Here is a 17,053-nt window from a genome sequence, read left to right on the forward strand (position 1 = left end):
GTCCCTCCGGCTTCCTGGCCGAGAGGCGCCCAGGCCCCGTTGCTCGTGAGAGTGGCGGGATGCTGTCGTTCGAGCGTTCTTCCGGGCGGCATCTGTGACCGTGTCCGAACAGTTGGGAATGAGGCACCTCGTGAAGACCGATTCCCCGCGCTGGTTCAAGTCCTCCTACAGCAGCAACGGCGGCAACTGCGTCGAGATCGCTGCCAACCTCGCCGCCTCGCGCGGCATCGTCCCCGTCCGTGACTCGAAGGACCCGCAGGGCCCCGTGCTCACGATCGCCCCGGCCGCCTGGTCGGAGTTTGTCGGCAGCGTGAAGGCGGGCGGGCTGTCCGCGTAGCCGTTGCCAGTCCCTCCGGCTTCCCGGCGGAGGGGTGGCACCCAGGCCCCGTTGCCCGCAAGGGTGGCGGGGTGCTGTCGTTCGGGACCCTGCGCCGTACTGCCGAAGACCGGCAAAGGACTTCCGTAGTACCCCTGTTGACTGCCTACCATCAGTCGCAAGCCGAAGCGCTCTCCCAGGCGACATCCGTGGCCGTGGCCGAGCAGCTGCGAAAGGGGCACCTCGTGACGACCGAATTCCCCCGCTGGTTCAAGTCCTCCTACAGCAACAACGGCGGCCAGTGCATCGAAATCGCCGCCAACCTCGCCGCCTCGCGTGGCATCGTCCCCGTCCGTGACTCGAAGGACCCGCAGGGCCCCGTGCTCACGATCGCTCCGGCCGCCTGGTCGGAGTTTGTCGGCAGTGTGAAGGCGGGCGGGCTGTCCGCGTAGCCGCTGCTCGTCCATCCGGCCTGTCGGCGGACGGGGCGCGGCTCCCGGGCGGTGGCCGGTTCAGAGCTCCCGGATGAAGGAGACCCGGTCCAGGCCCGGTCCGTCGTAGTCCAGGTGTACCGGTACGCCCTGGTCGAGGCGGTCGCCCGGTTCCATCCGGAAGCCCATACGGGTGTGGTACGCGATGGAGTCGAGGTTTCCCGGGCTGGTGATGCAGCGGATCCGGGTCCGGCCGAGGGTGCCGACGGCGTCGAAGAAGCGACGGTAGAGGGCGCTGCCCAGGCCGTTCCGCTGTCCCTCCGGGCACACCCCGACGAAGTGGATGTACGCGGTCTCCGGGTCCGTCTGGGACAGGAAGCCGATGAGGAACGCCTGCAAGGTCCGGTCGGCGCGCTCGACGACGTAGCTGGTGTCGGCGAAGTGCTGGAGGAACAGGCGCGGTACCAGCAGCCGCCGTTGGGCGGCACCCACCGCGCCGCCCTGGCCACCCCACCAGTCCGCGAGGGCCAGCTGGAGGCGCGGATGGTCCGACGGGACCGGGTGGCGCAGCGTCGTGCCGTCGGGCAGGGTCTCGATCGCCGGCGGACGCTCAGTCATGGTCTGAATCCTTTGGTTGACGCGGCGGATGGGGAAGCGGTGATCAGGCGGTACGGGGTGAGTCAGGAGTGGGCAGGCGGGGGAAAGCGGGCGGCTCGTCCGGATTGCGGCCGGTGTAGGGGCAGCGTAGGGGCGGACATCGCCGTACTCCAGGTACTTTCCCGCCCTGGCCGTTCCCGCCCCTGACTGTTCCCGTACCCGGCTGTTCCCCTCTTGGCCCATGCCGCTCGGTCACCGTTTTCCCGTTCCCTCCCGCCTCCCCGTCCCCTCCCGTTTGCCCGTGCCTTCCGGCTCGGCGGCGGGTCCGTCGGAGGCCGTATCGGAGGCCGTATCGGTGGCCGTCCCGTCGGTGGGGGCCTCCCCGAACCGGGCCAGGACGAGCGCGCCGACCACCGCGAGGGCGAAGCCGGAGATCGCCAGTGGCGCCAGGCCCTCGCGGGTGCGGTCGCCGAGCCAGGCGACGCCGATCAGCGCGGGGCCGACGGTTTCGCCGATCACCATGCCCGCCGTGGCGGCCGTCACCGAACCGCGCTGGAGGGCGGAGGTCAGCAGGAGGAAGGCCGCGCCGCCGCCGATGAGCAGGGCGTAGGTGGCGGGGTTGGTGAGCAGCGTGGGCAGCGAGAGGTTGTCGATGAGGCGGACGGCGACCTCCACCACGCCGAAGCCGAGGCCCGCCCCGAGGCCCAGTGCCGCGGCGCGGGCGCGGTCCGGGAGCCGGCCGGCCAGTGCGCCGGCGGCCGGTACGGCGAGCGCGAAGACCAGCACCCCGACGCGCAGTGCGGACGAGCCCGTACGGTGCCCCTCCGCCCCGGAGGCAAGCCCCAGCATCGCCAGCCCGCCGCACACCACCGCCACCGCCAGCCACTCGACGCGGCTCAGCCGGACGCGCAGGACGCGCGCCGCGACCACCGCCGTCACGGCGAGGCTGGCCGCCAGCGCCGCCCCGACCGCGTAGATCGGCAGCGACCGCAGCGCGACCAGCTCCAGCAGGAAGCCGAACCCGTCCATCGCCAGCCCGAGCAGATACCGCCACTGGGTGAGCACCCGCAGCAGGAGCCGGGCGTCGACGCCGGATCCGCTGCCGGGGGCGGTGGCGCGTGCCGCCACCGCCTGGAGGACGGAGGCCGTGCCGAAGCACAGCGCCGAACCGAGCGCGCAGAGCATCCCTAGGATCACGGACCGACTGTAGGCGCTGTCCGGTGGTGCGGTGCGGGGGATGACGTGGCACGAGGGGACGGCGTGGCACGGGGGGACGGCGTGGCACGGGGGATGACGCGGTCCGGGGTGATGGCGCGGTCCGGGCCGTGCACCGCCTGCCCGTGTACCCCGCGCGCGTGCACCGTCTGCCCGTGTACCCCGGCCGTACTTACACCGCCTGCCTGCGCACCCCGCGCCGTGCACCGCCTGCCCGTGCGCCCCGCGCCGTACACCCCGCTCCGTACGCCACCCCGTACCTCGTACGTCCCTAAATCCCCAGCACGTGCCGCAGTTGGTCGAGGCCCCAGTCCAGGTCCGCCTTGCTGATCATCAGCGGCGGGGCGATCCGGATCGTGGCGCCGTGCGTGTCCTTGACCAGCACACCGCGTGCCAGCAACCGTTCGGAGACGGCCCGCCCGCTGCCGCGTGACGGGTTGATGTCCATGCCCGCCCACAGCCCCCGCCCGCGCACCGCGTCCACCGCGCCGCCGCCCGCCAGCGGGCCCAGCTCGCGGTGCAGATGGGCGCCCAACTCCGTTGCCCGCTGCTGGAATTCACCGGTCCGCAGCATCGCGATGACCTCCAGGGCCACCGCGCAGGCGAGCGGGTTCCCGCCGAACGTCGAACCGTGTTCGCCCGGCGCGAAGACGCCCAGCACCTCGCGGGAGGAGACCACCGCCGACACCGGTACCACCCCGCCGCCCAGCGCCTTGCCCAGGACGTACACATCGGGGACCACGTCCTCGTGCTCGCAGGCGAAGGTCCGGCCGGTGCGGCCGAGGCCCGACTGGATCTCGTCGGCGATGAACAGCACGTCCCGGTCCCGGGTCAGCTTCCGTACGCCCGGCAGATAGCCCGCCGGCGGCACCAGCACCCCGGCCTCGCCCTGGATCGGCTCCAGCAGCACCGCCACCGTGTGCTCGTCCACGGCCGCCGCCAGCGCGGCGAGATCGCCGTAGGGGACGCTCTCGAAGCCGGGGGTGTAGGGCCCGAAGTCCGCGCGGGCCTCGGCGTCCGTGGAGAAGGAGACGATGGTGGTGGTCCGGCCGTGGAAGTTGTCGTCCGCGACGATGATCTTCGCCCGGCCGTCCGGGACCCCCTTGACCTGGTAGCCCCACTTGCGGGCCGTCTTGATGGCCGTCTCCACCGCCTCGGCGCCGGTGTTCATCGGCAGTACGAGCTCCATCCCGCACAGCTCGGCGAGGCGCGTGCAGAAGTCGCCGAACCGGTCGTGATGGAAGGCGCGCGAGGTCAGCGTGACGCGCTCCAGCTGGGCCCTGGCGGCGTCCAGCAACCGGCGGTTGCCGTGCCCGAAGTTGAGCGCGGAGTAGCCGGCGAGCAGATCCAGATAGCGCCGTCCCGCCACATCCGTCATCCAGGCGCCCTCGGCGGTGGCCACGACGACGGGGAGCGGGTGGTAGTTGTGCGCGCTGTGGGCTTCGGCGGCGGCGATGCCGCGCTCCGTGGACGTCACCGGTGGCTCCGTTCGGTAGGCCGTACGGGGTATGCGGGAGGTGGGGGAGGGGGTACGGGTGGTGGGGAGGGGGACGGGATGCCGCGTGGGATACGGGTGCGGGGTGCGGGCGCTCACCCGGCCCCGTCTCCCGTCCCGCCCGCCGCATCTCGTGTCACGTATCTCGTGTCACGTATCTCGGGTCATGTGTCTGGCTGTCGCGTGTCCGGTGTCGCGTATCCCGTGTCGCGTATCCGGCGGCACGTATCTCGTGTCACGTTCTATTGTCGCGCGGGTGGTTTGTGAGGAAACCTCCCGATGGCGGATGTGCCGTACGGCGAGTCGTCGGAGGTCCGGCCATCGGGAGGTGGTCTTCCGGCCCCGACGCGCACCGCACGCCGGGGACCGTTCGGCGACCTGAGACAATCGGTGCCATGGCTCTCGATCGTCCGCGTGTGCTCTCCGGTATCCAGCCCACCGCCGGCTCCTTCCACCTCGGCAACTACCTCGGCGCGGTGCGCCAGTGGGTGGCCTTGCAGGAGTCCCACGACGCCTTCTACATGGTGGTGGACCTGCACGCGATCACCGTTCCGCAGGACCCCGCGGAGCTGCGGCAGAACACCCGGATCGCCGTCGCCCAGTTGCTGGCCGCCGGTCTGGACCCGGAGCGCTGCACCCTCTTCGTGCAGAGCCATGTGCCCGAGCACGCGCAGCTCGGCTGGGTCATGAACTGCGTCACCGGCTTCGGTGAGGCGTCCCGGATGACCCAGTTCAAGGACAAGTCGGCGAAGCAGGGCGCGGACCGCACGACGGTCGGCCTGTTCACCTACCCGGTGCTGATGGTCGCCGACATCCTGCTCTATCAGGCCAATCAGGTCCCGGTCGGCGAGGACCAGCGCCAGCACCTGGAGCTGACCCGCGATCTCGCGGAGCGCTTCAACACCCGCTTCGGCGACACCTTCACGGTCCCGAGCCCGTACATCGTCAAGGAGACGGCGAAGATCTTCGATCTTCAGGACCCGTCGGTGAAGATGAGCAAGTCGGCGTCCTCGCCCAAGGGGATCATCGACCTCCTCGACGACCCCAAGGCCACCGCGAAGAAGATCAAGAGCGCGGTCACCGACACCGACACCGTGATCCGCTTCGACCGCGAGGCGAAGCCGGGCGTCAGCAACCTCCTGACGATCCTCTCCACGCTCACCGGCACGGACGTCCCCGAGCTGGAGCGGTCCTACGAGGGCAAGGGGTACGGAGCGCTCAAGACCGACCTCGCGGCGGCGATGGTCGAGTTCGTCACACCGTTCCGGGACCGTACGCAGGAGTACCTCGACGACCCCGAGACGCTCGACTCGATCCTGGCCAAGGGCGCCGAGAAGGCCCGCGCGGTGGCGGCCGAGACCCTGGCCGCCACGTACGACCGGCTCGGACTGCTGCCGGCCAAGCACTGAGGGACGGCCCGCGGGGCCGCCCGTGACGGGACCGGGGCGCCCCTCGCGAGGGGCGCCACCCGTCACACTGAGGGCGGTGCGACGGGCCCGGAACAGAGCGCGAACAGAGCGTGGCGCACCACCGCTGTACCGCCGTGCGCGGCCGGGCGGCGGCACGGAAGCATCAGGAGGGAGAACGCAATGGGGACCGTAACGCTGGGCGTTTCGATCGCCGTACCGGAGCCTTACGGCAGTTTCCTCCAGCGGAGGCGCGCGAGCTTCGGCGATCCGGCCGCACACGGCATCCCCACGCATATCACCCTGCTCCCGCCGACGGAGGTGCACACCGAGGCGCTGCCCGGCGTCGAGCGGCATCTCGCCGAGGTCGCGGCCTCCTTCCGGCCCTTCCCGCTCCAGCTGGCGGGCACCGGCACCTTCCGGCCGCTGTCGCCGGTGGTCTTCGTACGGGTCGCCGAGGGCGAGGCGGGCTGCGCGGCGCTCCAGGCCCGGATCCGCGCCGCCTCCGGGCCGTGCGCCCGGGAGCTCCAGTTCCCGTACCACCCGCATGTGACCGTGGCGCACGGCATCGCGGAAGAGGCGATGGACCGCGCCCACGCGGAGCTGGCGGACTTCTCCGCCACCTGGACGATCGACGCCTTCGCGCTCTACGAACAGGGCGCGGACGCGGTGTGGCGGCTGGAGCGGGAGTACCCCTTCGGCCCGCAGTCGGCCGCCGTACCGCGCCAGGCCGACCTCTCCCGGCCGCCGGCCGCTTCCTGTTAGCCAGGACCTGTTCCTGTCGGCGGGGTCGCGCTTGTCGGCGGGATCGCGTCGGTCGGCGGGATCGCGTCGGCGCATCCCTGTCGGCCGGCCGTCGGAGGTTCCGGGCAACCGGCTTTCCCGGTGACCAGCTTTCCCGGCATCCGGCTTTCCCGGCATCCGGACGCTAGTGTTCCGCATCACCCGGGGCACCCGCCGTACGGGCACGGGCCCGTCGGCGGTGCGCGGGGCCGAGAGGGGAGCGCCATGGACTGGCTGAGCAGACTGCCGGTGATCGGGCCGGCCGTGACCTGGCTGATGACCACACACCTCTGGCGCGCGTACGAGCGCATGCTGCGGGTGCACTGGACCAGACTGGCCGCCGCGATCACCTTCACCAGCTTCATCGCGGTCTTCCCGCTGCTCACCGTCGCCGTCGCGATCGGCGCCTCGGTGCTCAGCGACCAGCAGCTGCACGACCTGGAGCACAAGCTCGCCGACCAGGTCCCCGGCATCGCCGAACAGCTCGACCTCGCCGGCCTGATCGAGAACGCCGGCACCGTCGGCCTGATCGCCGGTGCCGTGCTGCTGTTCATCGGCATCGGCTGGGTCGAGTCGCTGCGCGACTGCCTGCGCGCGGTGTGGGAGAAGGACGACGACGGCACCAACTTCTTCGTCGGCAAGCTCCGGGACGGCGGGCTGCTGCTCGGCCTGGGCGGCGTGGCGCTGCTCTCGCTCGCCTGCTCGGCCTTCGCGTCGGCGGCCGTCGGCAGGGCCGTCCAGGCCATGGGCCTGAAGCAGGGCGGCATCGGCAGCATTCTGCTCACGGTGGCCGGATTCTGTATCGCGGTCCTCGCGGACTTCCTGCTGCTCCTCTACATCCTGACCAAGCTGCCCGGCGTCCGCCCGCCCCGGCGCGCCGTCGTCCTCGCGGGCCTCTTCGGCGCGGTCGGCTTCGAACTGCTGAAACTGCTGCTCAGCGGCTATCTCAGGGGCGTCGCCGCCAGAAGTATGTACGGCGCCTTCGGCACCCCGGTCGCGCTGCTGCTGTGGATCAACTTCACCGCGAAGCTGCTGGTGTTCTGCGCGGCGTGGACGGCCACCCAGGGACGGGACGACGCGGTGAACGGGACAGCGGAGGAGACGGGGCCGGCGGGGGAAGCGGGACCGGCGGAGGGTTCGGGGGCGGCGGGGAGCGGGGGCGGTCACGCGGGGCCGACGGCCGGGCCGTCCCGCCCGGCTGCGTGAGAGCCGTCCCCGCCACCGTCCGCCGTCAGCGCCGCCCCCGTCCGGTCACTTCCGGGTGCGGCGGCCGCGTACCAGCTCCGGCAGCGGCCAGCGGCGGTGCACGCCGAGCGCCACGGCGCCCAGCACCACCAGCGCGCCACCGGTGATCCCCAGTGCGGTCCAGGCGCCGCCCGAGCCGTCACCGGATTCCAGCGCCGCCTGAGTGTTCTTCTGGCCGTTCTTCGCGTCGCCGCCGGCCGCGTCCTCCTCGCTCCGGGGCCCGACGAGCCGGCCGACCGGCTCGACCTTGTCGGCCGCCGCGAAGCCCCAGTCGAGGAGTTTGGCGGCCTCCCGGTACGCCTCGTTGTGCTCCTTCTTCTCCGGGTTCATGACCGTGACGAGGAGTTTGCGGTCACCGCGCTGGGCGACCCCGGTGAAGGTCGATCCCGCGTTGGTCGTGGAGCCGTTCTTGACGCCCGCGATGCCCGGGTACGGCTTGATGTCCCGGTCGCCGACCAGCAGCCGGTTGGTGTTCTGGATGCCGAACGTCTTCCGCTTGCCGTCCTTGGCCTCCTCCCCGGGGAACTGCGCGGTCGCCGTCGAGCAGTACTCGCGGAAGTCGGCGTTCTGGAGCCCGGCGCGGGCGAACAGGCTCAGGTCGTACGCGCTGGAGACCTGGCCGGGCGCGTCATAGCCGTCCGGGGTGACGACATGGGTGTCGGTGGCGTTCAGCTCCTTGGCGCGCTGCCGCATCTGCGCGACGGTCGCGTCGACACCACCGTTCATCGCCGCGAGGGTGTGCACCGCGTCGTTGCCGGAGCGCAGGAACACGCCGAGCCACAGATCGTGGACCGTGTAGGTCAGGTTCTCCTTTATCCCGACGAGGCTGCTGCCGTCCCCCATGTCGGCCAGGTCGGCGGGCTTGACCTTGTACTTCTGGTCCTTGGGGAACTTCGGCATCACCGTGTCGGCGAACAGCATCTTGAGCGTGCTGGCCGGTGCGAGCTGCCAGTGCGGATTCTTCGCCGCGAGCACCTTGCCGGACTCGGCGTCGGAGATGATCCACGAGCGGCCCGTGAGCTCCGTCGGGCCGGGCAGCTCCGGCGCCCCGGCCTTCGGCTGCACCTGGACGCCGGCCACGCCCATCCGGTCGCCGCCGATCTGCGACATCTTGGCGGGCGGCGCGGGGGCCTTGGGCGGGTTCTTGCCGTCCGCCGGTGCGGCGTACGCGGGGCCGGCCAGCAGCGGGGGCGCGAGCAGCGCGGCGGCGGCGACCGCGGTGGCGGTCCGCACCGACCTGCCCGTACGCACCGGCCTGCCGGTACGCGCCGCCTTGCCGGTACGCGCGGACCCGCCGGTACGTGCCGGTCTCCCGGCGCCGCCGGGCGTGGCCGAGGCGGACGCCGCCCCGGCGGGGAGCGCGGCTCCGGAAGGGAGCGCGGCCGTGGCGGCCGTGGAAGCGGATGAGGCCGTGGAGGCGGAGTAGGTCGTCGGCACGTCGGTGAACGTACCCCGCTCCGGGCGGCATCCAGACACCACCCCACGGAAGAGTGCCCCTGCCGCCCGCCGGATGGAGCCGCTGCCCATACTGGAACTCATGAAGCTCTCTCGCCCCGTGTCCTGGTTCCTGCTCGCCTTCGGGGTCTGGAGCTGGTTCATCTGGATCACTTTCGTCAAAAACCTCTGTAAGGACGGCAGCGGTCTCGCCTTCGACGACGCCGGTGCCCCGACCGCCTACTTCTGGGTTCATCTGCTGCTCGCGGTGACGTCCTTTCTCTTGGGGACGGCGATCGGCGTGATCGGGTTGCGCGGCGTACGCGCACTGCGCCGCGGCCCGGCGAGCGGCACACCCGACGGGACCGCCCCCGCCACCTCCGCCTCTTCTTCCTCTTCGTCCTCCGCTTCCTGAGGCACTGCCCCGGGGAACGACCTCCGATTCCCGCTCGCCGGGCGGGGATCGACCCCGCGCACCGCTCGCCCTGCGCACACCGGGCGAGCCCTCGGCCCGACGGCGGGAGCCGGCCTGGCAGGGCCGCCCGGGGCCGGGCCGGGTGCTGTATCTCACACCGGTATCTCACACCGGTATCGCGCATCGGTATCGCGTACCGGCGCGGGCGGGGTACGGGGAGCTGCCGCGGGCCGGCGCGGGCGCACCGGCCCGCGCGTACGCCCGGGGCTCACCCGTACGCGCGGGGGCGCTCAGCCCTCCAAGATCGCCCAACTCGCCCAACTCGCCCAACTCACCCAAGTCGCTCCGTGGAACACAGAGTTGGCCATTCGGGGAGCGCATAACTGCCGCGCGGTACGGGCACCTGGTAACTGACTGTCTTCCCGGCGCGGCCGCAATATGCCCAAATCAAATAGTTCGCGGCTTATGGGCATACCACTCCGGCTGCCGATTCCCCCTTCCCCCTCGCCTTTACGTTGTCTTTATAGCGCCGCTTCGCCGGGCTGCCCGTGGGGAACCAGCAGGGCACGAGCGAAGGGGGAGAGCGCTCATGGGAGAGCAGTTCAAAGTCGATCTGGACGAGCTGGACGGCGTCGTGCGCCGGCTCAGGCGCCTGCAAGGTGACATGGACGATCCGAGCCAGAAGGTCACCTACAACACGACGATTCCGCAGTCGGCCTTCGGGGCCGGATTCCTGGAGGCAGGCGATCTCGCCACCGCGCATGACGGTATGCAGCAGTACATGTCGGAGATCATCAAGGCGCTCCAGGACCTGATCCGCACATTCGGCGAGAAGACGGAAGCCAGCCGGGGCGCGTACGAGGACCAGGAGCACAACACCAAGGTCTCGATGAACGGGCACGGCTGAACGCGACCGCCCGGCCCACGGGCCGACGGCGGCACGAAACGAAGGGCGAAGACGAAGGGGGGCCGGCGTGGTTGACGCCGCGCAAGAGTACGAGAGCGCCAAGGCGATGGAGCAGCAGCGGAAGGCGGGCGAGCGGGATGAACGGCTCAAGTCGTTCAAGGGGCACAACCCCACTCCCACCTCTCCCTCCGATTTCCATCACCACGGGCTCAATGCACTACGGAAGATGATCGAGAATGCCAGCCCCGAGGCGATAGAGACCTCCGGAAATCACTGGCGCGCCGCTGCCGACCGGCTCGCGGGCGAGGATGGTCGGGGCGGAATCCGTAAGTCCTTCATGGACGCCGTCGACCATGCCACGGCGCATTGGGAGGGCTCGGCGGCCGAGGCGTTCCGCAGGGAAGCGGGCGCGGTGCTCGGGAAGATCGACCGGACGTATGGCCACGCCAGGGTCGTCGAAAGTGCCCTGATCGGCAGCCGGGAAGCCGGGCCGGAGGTCGGGGTCGCGCATAGCCTCCGCGAGGCCAAGAAGGCCATGTCATCGATCAAGGACCCGAATCTGGGGGAAAGGGCTCTGAAAAGTACCGGGGATGACGCCCAGTTCCACCGGGATATGGCGAACCCGAAGATGGACGCCCGCATGGCGCTGGAGCTGAATAGGGACAGCCTCTCCCTCACCAAAGAGCGTCAGGTCGAGGCGGTCATCGTGATGGATGAGCTGGCGGCCAATTACAAGGGCCATGGGGACCGCATCCGCCAGGGAACCGGTACCGGTACGGGTGGTACCGACTGGCCGGTGCCGCCCGCGTCCACCCCACCGCCGCCTCCCGTGAACATGCCCGTGACGGGGGGTACGCGCCCACGCCCGGCGGCGGTGACTCCGAAGAAGGCGAAGGGTGCGGGCGGCCACGCGATACCGGAGGGCTTCGGCGGTCCTGACACCCAGCGGACCGGTGCGCCCGTACACACCGGACTCGACAGCCTGCCAGGGGGCACTCCCGTCCGGTCGCCGGGCGGCGGGGGCACGATCACCGGCGGCGGCACACCGCCGGGCGGCGGGACCGGCGGGACCGGCGGTACGGGCGGCTTCCCCAACGGCGCGGTCCCACCAGGCGTCGTCGGCGTGCCGGGCGGCGCCATGGGCTCCGGTCGGGCCGGTGGGACACGCGGTGGCGCGGTCGGCGCGATACGCCCCGGCGGCGGTGCCCAGTCCGGTGTACCCCGTGGTGCGGCAGGCAGGCCGGGTGGTCCGGCGGGCGGTGCCAAGCAGGGCGGCGCCGGCCTGCATCGCAGCCGTGGCGGTTCGCAGGCCGGGACGGGCGGTGGCGGCAAGGGCACACAGGGGGGTCAAGGGACGGTCGGAACGCAGGGTGTCGGAGGGACCCGAAAGGGGGAGAAGGAGCGCGGAGGCAAACAGCGTCCCGATTACCTCGTTGAGGAAGAGGAGACGTGGACTCCGCAGCGCAATGTGGCACCCCGCGTCATCGAGTAAATCGAGCAAGCAGGCGACACCGTCGCCCGGCGGGCAGTGAGGCGCGGGTCCGGCACCACGGTGTGCGGGACCCGCGCCTCGGACTGAGCATCGCCGCCGGACAGCCAGTACGGCGAGTAGGAGCGAAGCATGAGGGCCACCCGAACCTTGCACGCAGCCGTCGGTACAACGCTGACCGGTGTGTTGCTGCTGACCACGGGTGGCACCGCCGCCGCAGATCAAGTGCGCAAGGACCTGTGGCCGTTGGAGGCGTTCGGGGCCCAGGAAGTGTGGCGGACCGCCACCGGCAAGGGGGTGACGGTGGCGGTGCTCGACAGCGGTTTCCGTACCACTCATCAAGACCTCACGGGGCAGTTCCTGCGCGGTGCGAACTTCGCGAACACCTCGCAGGGCGACGGTTCCAAGGACCTCGCGCCAGGCCAGGACCTCCGCGATCACGGTACGGCGATGGCCGGGATCATCGCGGGCCATGGTCACGGGCCGGGCGGCTCCGAGGGAGTCAAGGGGCTGGCGCCCGGTGCCAAGATCCTGCCCATCCCGCAGTACAAGAACGGGGCCGCGGCCACGCGGTACGCGGTGGACCACGGCGCGGATGTCATCAACATGTCCTACGGGGAAACCTTCGTGGCCGACACCTGTGAATCCATCCACTACGCCATCGAAAAAGGTGTCGTGGTCGTGGCCGCAGTGGGCAACGACGGCTGGTCGAAGAGGAGTTATCCGGTGGGCTGCCCCGGTGCGATCGGCGTCGGCTCGGTCGATCAGTACGGCAAGGCGTCCGACGACAACAACTTCAACTCCGATTTGGACCTCTTGGCCCCCGGCGTGAAGATCCCCGTCGCGATGGCCAAGAGCGATTCGGACTACCGCACCGCGGACGGCAGCTCGGCCGCCACCGCGTACGTCTCCGGTGCGGTCGCCCTCCTGAAGGAGAAGTTTCCCCACCTCACCCCGGGCCAGATCGCCAACCGTCTGGTGAAGACCGCCGGTCTGGCCGAGCCCCAGAAGGCCAAGCACCTCAAGCTGCCGGATGTCCACTACGGCTACGGCTTCATCCAGCCCGGCCCCGCGCTGACCCGCGACATCCCCGCGGGGCCCGCGCAGGGACCGTTGCCGATGCCGCAGGGCAAGGCGCCGCAGACAGCCGTCGTCCCCGGTGCCGACAAGGGCCCGGACCCCGACCCGCCGATGGGCGGCAAGAAGAAGCTGATGCTCTTCGGCGGCGGCGTCATCGGCCTGCTGGCCATCGGCGCCATCGTGACCGGCGCCGTGACCAGCGTCCGGCGCCGCAAGAGCGGTGGCAGCGGGGAGTGGAGCTGAACCCGAGGCGGATGCGGGCGGTGGCGGTGGCGCAGGCCACTCGCCCCGCCGGCCGGGCCAACGCCCCCGCCGCACGCCTCTTCCGCTCACCGCTCACCCGCTCACCGCTCACCGCTCACCGCGGTAAAAATCGGGCGACGGTATCCCGCTGTCACTGTTAGCTTCCGTAGCCATGGAACCAGTGGGTGAGAAAGCGGTTCGCGCGTCGTTCGTCAACTGCTCGAAGGGTGAGGCGAGCAGGATCAACCTGCCCGTGGGAATGGCTGAACTCCCTTGGGAGCACCTGGACTTCATGGGATGGCGCGACCCGGGGGCGCCGGATCGCAGCTATCTCGTCGTGCCGCGCGACGGCGGTCTGACCGGTGTCACGCTGCGCGTGCCGAGCGGTGTGCGGCGGAGTTTCGTCAAGACCACGGTGTGCTCGGTCTGTGTGACCGGACACCCGGGCTCCGGCGTCAGCTTGCTCGCCGCGCGCCGCGCCGGTCCCTCGGGGCGCCAGGGGAACACCGTCGGGACGTACCTCTGCGCCGATCTCGCCTGTTCCCTCTACGTCCGGGGCCGGAAGAAGTCCCAGCTCGCCGGGCGGTACGAGGAGACACTGCCGCTGGAGGAACGGGTCGCCCGGATGATGCGCAACCTGGACGGCTTCCTGGACAAGGTGCTGGAAGGGGACAAGTAAGGCCGTCGATGGAGATCGGCCGCCGGGCCGGTCTCCACGCCGTGGACGGTCTTCCCAGAGGGCTTTCGCCAGTGCTCTGATCGCAAGGGTTCGCCGGGTTGGAGGTTGGGGCGGTTGGGTGTGCGGTGACGTCCGTCCGATCGCTGGGGTGTGATGGCTGAGCCTGTCCGTGTGCGCAGACTGACCGATCAGCGCGTCATTCAACCCGGCGAACCTCCGCAGTCAGAGCGCTAGTACTCCAGTCTGGTTTCGCGATCTTGTCGCGGACCCGACTGGGAACCGGTACGGCCACCGCGTGATCATCGGGGGTTGTGTGGACTCCTGAAGATCGTGCGGTGGCCGCGGGCCATAGCGTAGACCCTGCCCGCTGGCGGGCGATGTTCGACGAGGTCATGGGCCGGATCGCGGGCCGGTTCGGGCGAGTTGAGCCCCGAGCCGCGGCCCGTGCCTACCTGCTCGGGCTGCTGTCAAGTGTCGAGCGGAAGAACTGCTGGCAGCTGGCCGAACAGGCGGGCCACAGCCGACCCGGGCCGATGCAGCGCCTGCTGCGCCATGCCCGCTGGGATGCCGATGCGGTCCGCGACGATGTACGCGCGTACACCGCCGAATGCCTCGGCGCCGCCGGCGCCGTCCTCGTGGTCGACGAGACCGGCTTCCTGAAGAAGGGCCGGGCCTCGGCTGGAGTGCAACGGCAGTACACCGGCACCGCGGGACGCATCGAAAACTCGCAAGTCGGCGTGTTCCTCGCCCTGGCCACCAGCCGGGGACGGGCTCTGATCGACCGCCGACTCTACCTGCCCGAGCAGTCCTGGTGCTCCGATCCCGAACGCCGTCACGCGGCCGGGATCCCCGAGAAAGTGCGGTTCGCGACCAAGCCCCAACTGGCCGGGGAGATGATCGCCGCAGCGCTGGACGCCGGGGTCACCGCGTCGTGGGTAACTGGCGACGAAGCCTACGGACAGGACCCCCGGCTCCGCGCCGCCCTTGAGGCACGCGGCACCGGCTACGTGCTGGCCGTCGCCTGCTCGATGCGGGTGAGGATCAACCACGGCCGCACTGCCGTCCGTGCGGACATCGTCGCCGACCGCCTGCCTGCCACGGCCTGGCAGCGGCACAGCGCCGGCAACGGTGCGAAGGGGCCGCGCTTCTACGACTGGTGCTGGATCCACATCGGCACCGGCAGTCACCGCTACCTGCTCGTCCGACGCAACCGGGCCACCGGTGAACTCGCCTTCTATATGTGCTGGTCACCCACCGGCGTGGCCCTGTCCGAACTGGTCCGCGTCGCCGGTGTCCGCTGGAGCGTGGAGGAGTGCTTCCAGGCCGCCAAGGGACAAGTCGGCCTGGACCACTACCAGGTAAGGCACTGGATCTCCTGGCACCGGCACATCACGCTCGCCATGCTCGCCTTGGCCTTCCTGACCGCCGTCGCCGACGACGCGGCACCGCAGCGACCCGCCGATTTGCACCAGCCCGCCCACAGCAGCGGCCCCATCGCGTTGACCGTGCCGGAGATCCGCCGCCTCTTCGGTGCCGTCTTCCACCCGCCGGCCGTGTCAGCGGTCAGGCTGCTGCACTGGTCCACCTGGCGCAGACGCCACCAGGCAACAGCCCGACGCAGCCACTACCGACGACGGACCGCCGACGAACCTGCTGGATAGATCACGATCCCCTAGCCATGCAACGTAATCACCACACGGCCTTGATCCACTTCTGAAACACGCCCCAGAGACGCTCAGATGCGGACCACGACTTTTCCTCTCACGTGCCCACCCTCGGAGTAAGCGTGGGCTTCCGCGATCTGTTCGAGCGGGTAGGAGCGCTCGACACGCGGTGTGTAGCGGCCTTGTCGGCCGAGCTCCCCGGCTGCTGCCAAAAGCGCGGAGTCGTTGCGCGCGTTGGCCAGATGCGTGCCCAGGCGAGATGCGTCGGCATGGTCGGCGACGGTGGACACACGGGTGGGATCGCCCACGATCGCGACGAGGTCGGACAGGGACCCGGAGGCCGCGGTGTCCAGCGCGAAATCGATACCGTCCGGGGCGAGGGCGCAGACGCGTTCTGCGAGCCCGGTGCCGTAGGTGGTGGCCATTGCTCCGAGAGCGCTGAGGAACTCGTGGTTGTGCTCGCCGGCCGTTCCGATGACCGTGGCGCCTTGTGCGACAGCAATCTCCACCGCGGCGCTGCCCACGCCTCCGGCGGCGCCCTCGATGAGAAGGGTACGTCCCTTGAGGGAACCGAATACTTCCAGTCCGCCCAGCGCGGTCACGGAAGCCAAGCCGGCACCGGCGGCCTCCTCGTCGCTCCATGCGGCGGGTGCGGGGGCCCAGGCCGAGAGCACGGCCAGCTCCGCTGTCGCGCCTGTGACACCGCCCAGCCCGAAAACACGGTCTCCGATGCTCACCCCGCGCACCTTGTCACCGATCTCGTCCACCACGCCGACGGCATCGCGTCCGGGGATCGCGGGCAGTTCCAGGGGGAAAACGTCACGTACGGCGCCGCTGCGTACCTTCCAGTCGACGGGATTGACGCCGGCCGCCGAGACCCGGATGCGGATCTCGGCGGGGCCGGGACGCGGCTCCGGCACTTCCTCGATCACAAGGGTCTCCATACCGCCGTACTCGTGATAGCGGGCTGCGCGCATGACGTCCTGCCTTACTGGATCAGTGGGCTCGGTGAGTCTCGACGCCAGCTACGCTAAAACCTCACATCAACGTCAGATGCAAGTCGGGCAGGCGGCCCGAAGGACGGAGGACCGTTGCGTATCGGCGAGGTGGCGGAGAAGGCTGGAGTGAGCGTCCGGGCCCTGCGGTACTACGAGGAGCAAGACCTTCTGCAGTCCGACCGCAGCGCCGGAGGCCAGCGTCAGTATCCCGATGCCGCCGTCGGTCGGGTCAGGCTGATCCAGCAGCTCTTTGCCGCCGGCCTGCCGAGCCGGTCCGTGCGTGAGGTGCTGCCGTGCGTGGATTCCGGCAAAGTGGCCCCGGGGCTCCTGGACCACCTGGAGACCGAGCGCGCCCGTATCAGTCAGCGGATCATCGACCTGCTCGCGGCGCGTGACCGGCTCGACGATGTGATCGCCAACACGCGGAACCCTCCTCCTCACTGCGATCACACGCAGTGAGGGGTGCTGTTCTCGCGACCGTGCGCGCGTCAGACCATACTGTCGCCAGATCACGAAACCAGACTGGAGCACTAGTACTCCAGCCGGACTTTGATGTTTTTCCTGGTCAACGGCTTGGGTTTGGGGAGTGTAGTGGGGTGGTGCTGGAAGCGGGGCGGGTTCGCCGGGCCTGTCCCGCGAAGGAGTGGCTGCGCCGT

The 17,053-nt window shown here is 70.4% G+C and carries 17 protein-coding genes; 12 read left to right on the top strand and 5 right to left on the bottom strand.

Annotated elements, in window-relative coordinates; all coding sequences use genetic code 11:
* Window positions 1–130 precede the first annotated feature (130 nt).
* Window positions 131–337: a DUF397 domain-containing protein gene (locus ACLJWH_RS32940; RefSeq protein ID WP_411145436.1), complete on the top strand. Its 207-nt coding sequence runs from the start codon at window positions 131–133 to the stop codon at window positions 335–337.
* 224 nt (window positions 338–561) lie between these two features.
* Window positions 562–768 (top strand): DUF397 domain-containing protein, encoded by a 207-nt coding sequence (locus ACLJWH_RS32945; protein WP_411145437.1) that lies wholly within the window; start codon window positions 562–564, stop codon window positions 766–768.
* A 60-nt stretch (window positions 769–828) separates the two neighbouring features.
* Here the strand turns inward: ACLJWH_RS32945 and ACLJWH_RS32950 are convergent, their stop codons facing one another.
* From ACLJWH_RS32950 to rocD, 3 genes are all read right to left on the bottom strand, one after another.
* Window positions 829–1,365, bottom strand: a complete 537-nt coding sequence (locus tag ACLJWH_RS32950; RefSeq protein WP_411145438.1) for a GNAT family N-acetyltransferase — start codon at window positions 1,363–1,365, stop codon at window positions 829–831.
* Between the two features lie 231 nt (window positions 1,366–1,596).
* Window positions 1,597–2,529, bottom strand: a complete 933-nt coding sequence (locus ACLJWH_RS32955) for a hypothetical protein (RefSeq protein ID WP_411145456.1) — start codon at window positions 2,527–2,529, stop codon at window positions 1,597–1,599.
* Window positions 2,530–2,830: 301 nt separating this feature from the next.
* Entirely contained in the window at window positions 2,831–4,036 is a 1,206-nt protein-coding gene (gene rocD / locus ACLJWH_RS32960) for an ornithine--oxo-acid transaminase (RefSeq protein ID WP_411145439.1), read from the bottom strand.
* Between the two features lie 413 nt (window positions 4,037–4,449).
* Between rocD and trpS the strand changes: the two genes are divergently transcribed.
* The 3 genes from trpS (at window position 4,450) to ACLJWH_RS32975 (ending at window position 7,449) form a co-directional block, all read left to right on the top strand.
* Entirely contained in the window at window positions 4,450–5,463 is a 1,014-nt protein-coding gene (gene trpS / locus ACLJWH_RS32965) for a tryptophan--tRNA ligase (protein WP_411145440.1), read from the top strand.
* Between the two features lie 180 nt (window positions 5,464–5,643).
* Entirely contained in the window at window positions 5,644–6,225 is a 582-nt protein-coding gene (locus ACLJWH_RS32970) for a 2'-5' RNA ligase family protein (RefSeq protein ID WP_411145441.1), read from the top strand.
* A gap of 243 nt (window positions 6,226–6,468) precedes the next feature.
* A complete protein-coding gene (locus tag ACLJWH_RS32975; RefSeq protein WP_411145442.1) occupies window positions 6,469–7,449 on the top strand; it encodes a YihY/virulence factor BrkB family protein in 981 nt (326 codons plus the stop codon).
* 45 nt (window positions 7,450–7,494) lie between these two features.
* Here the strand turns inward: ACLJWH_RS32975 and ACLJWH_RS32980 are convergent, their stop codons facing one another.
* A complete protein-coding gene (locus ACLJWH_RS32980) occupies window positions 7,495–9,015 on the bottom strand; it encodes a D-alanyl-D-alanine carboxypeptidase family protein (RefSeq protein ID WP_411145457.1) in 1,521 nt (506 codons plus the stop codon).
* A 10-nt stretch (window positions 9,016–9,025) separates the two neighbouring features.
* On the opposite strand from ACLJWH_RS32980, the gene ACLJWH_RS32985 reads away from it, so the two are divergent.
* From ACLJWH_RS32985 to ACLJWH_RS33010, 6 genes are all read left to right on the top strand, one after another.
* Window positions 9,026–9,337, top strand: coding sequence for an SCO4848 family membrane protein (locus ACLJWH_RS32985; protein ID WP_411145443.1), 312 nt, complete (start codon window positions 9,026–9,028; stop codon window positions 9,335–9,337).
* A gap of 589 nt (window positions 9,338–9,926) precedes the next feature.
* Complete coding sequence (locus ACLJWH_RS32990; RefSeq protein ID WP_411145444.1) at window positions 9,927–10,244, top strand: hypothetical protein; 318 nt, start codon at window positions 9,927–9,929, stop codon at window positions 10,242–10,244.
* Window positions 10,245–10,311: 67 nt separating this feature from the next.
* Complete coding sequence (locus ACLJWH_RS32995) at window positions 10,312–11,736, top strand: hypothetical protein (protein WP_411145445.1); 1,425 nt, start codon at window positions 10,312–10,314, stop codon at window positions 11,734–11,736.
* Between the two features lie 129 nt (window positions 11,737–11,865).
* Window positions 11,866–13,056, top strand: a complete 1,191-nt coding sequence (locus tag ACLJWH_RS33000) for a S8 family serine peptidase (protein WP_411145446.1) — start codon at window positions 11,866–11,868, stop codon at window positions 13,054–13,056.
* Between the two features lie 172 nt (window positions 13,057–13,228).
* Window positions 13,229–13,735, top strand: coding sequence for an FBP domain-containing protein (locus tag ACLJWH_RS33005; RefSeq protein WP_411145447.1), 507 nt, complete (start codon window positions 13,229–13,231; stop codon window positions 13,733–13,735).
* A 392-nt stretch (window positions 13,736–14,127) separates the two neighbouring features.
* The gene (locus ACLJWH_RS33010) at window positions 14,128–15,396 is read left to right on the top strand and encodes an IS701 family transposase (RefSeq protein WP_411145458.1); all 1,269 of its coding nucleotides are present in this window, start codon (window positions 14,128–14,130) and stop codon (window positions 15,394–15,396) included.
* Window positions 15,397–15,470: 74 nt separating this feature from the next.
* On the opposite strand, the gene ACLJWH_RS33015 is transcribed toward ACLJWH_RS33010, so the two are convergent.
* On the bottom strand, window positions 15,471–16,376 hold the full coding sequence (locus ACLJWH_RS33015) for an NADP-dependent oxidoreductase (RefSeq protein ID WP_411145448.1): 906 nt from the start codon (window positions 16,374–16,376) through the stop codon (window positions 15,471–15,473).
* 114 nt (window positions 16,377–16,490) lie between these two features.
* On the opposite strand from ACLJWH_RS33015, the gene ACLJWH_RS33020 reads away from it, so the two are divergent.
* Entirely contained in the window at window positions 16,491–16,856 is a 366-nt protein-coding gene (locus ACLJWH_RS33020) for a MerR family transcriptional regulator (protein WP_411145449.1), read from the top strand.
* Window positions 16,857–17,053: the final 197 nt, after the last annotated feature.

Origin of the sequence: Streptomyces sp. x-80 (genome assembly GCF_046549095.1) — a bacterium.
GTDB classification, from domain to species: Bacteria; Actinomycetota; Actinomycetes; order Streptomycetales; family Streptomycetaceae; genus Streptomyces; species Streptomyces celluloflavus.

Excerpts from the sequence above, each read along its gene's own strand:
- ACLJWH_RS32950 (WP_411145438.1), bottom strand. The coding sequence starts at position 1,365 with ATGACTGAGCGTCCGCCGGCGATCGAGACCCTGCCCGACGGCACGACG.
- ACLJWH_RS32955 (WP_411145456.1), bottom strand. The coding sequence starts at position 2,529 with ATGCTCTGCGCGCTCGGTTCGGCGCTGTGCTTCGGCACGGCCTCCGTC.
- trpS (WP_411145440.1), top strand. The coding sequence starts at position 4,450 with ATGGCTCTCGATCGTCCGCGTGTGCTCTCCGGTATCCAGCCCACCGCC.
- ACLJWH_RS32970 (WP_411145441.1), top strand. The coding sequence starts at position 5,644 with ATGGGGACCGTAACGCTGGGCGTTTCGATCGCCGTACCGGAGCCTTAC.
- ACLJWH_RS32975 (WP_411145442.1), top strand. The coding sequence starts at position 6,469 with ATGGACTGGCTGAGCAGACTGCCGGTGATCGGGCCGGCCGTGACCTGG.
- ACLJWH_RS32980 (WP_411145457.1), bottom strand. The coding sequence starts at position 9,015 with ATGGGCAGCGGCTCCATCCGGCGGGCGGCAGGGGCACTCTTCCGTGGG.
- ACLJWH_RS32985 (WP_411145443.1), top strand. The coding sequence starts at position 9,026 with ATGAAGCTCTCTCGCCCCGTGTCCTGGTTCCTGCTCGCCTTCGGGGTC.
- ACLJWH_RS32990 (WP_411145444.1), top strand. The coding sequence starts at position 9,927 with ATGGGAGAGCAGTTCAAAGTCGATCTGGACGAGCTGGACGGCGTCGTG.
- ACLJWH_RS33000 (WP_411145446.1), top strand. The coding sequence starts at position 11,866 with ATGAGGGCCACCCGAACCTTGCACGCAGCCGTCGGTACAACGCTGACC.
- ACLJWH_RS33005 (WP_411145447.1), top strand. The coding sequence starts at position 13,229 with ATGGAACCAGTGGGTGAGAAAGCGGTTCGCGCGTCGTTCGTCAACTGC.
- ACLJWH_RS33010 (WP_411145458.1), top strand. The coding sequence starts at position 14,128 with ATGGGCCGGATCGCGGGCCGGTTCGGGCGAGTTGAGCCCCGAGCCGCG.
- ACLJWH_RS33015 (WP_411145448.1), bottom strand. The coding sequence starts at position 16,376 with ATGCGCGCAGCCCGCTATCACGAGTACGGCGGTATGGAGACCCTTGTG.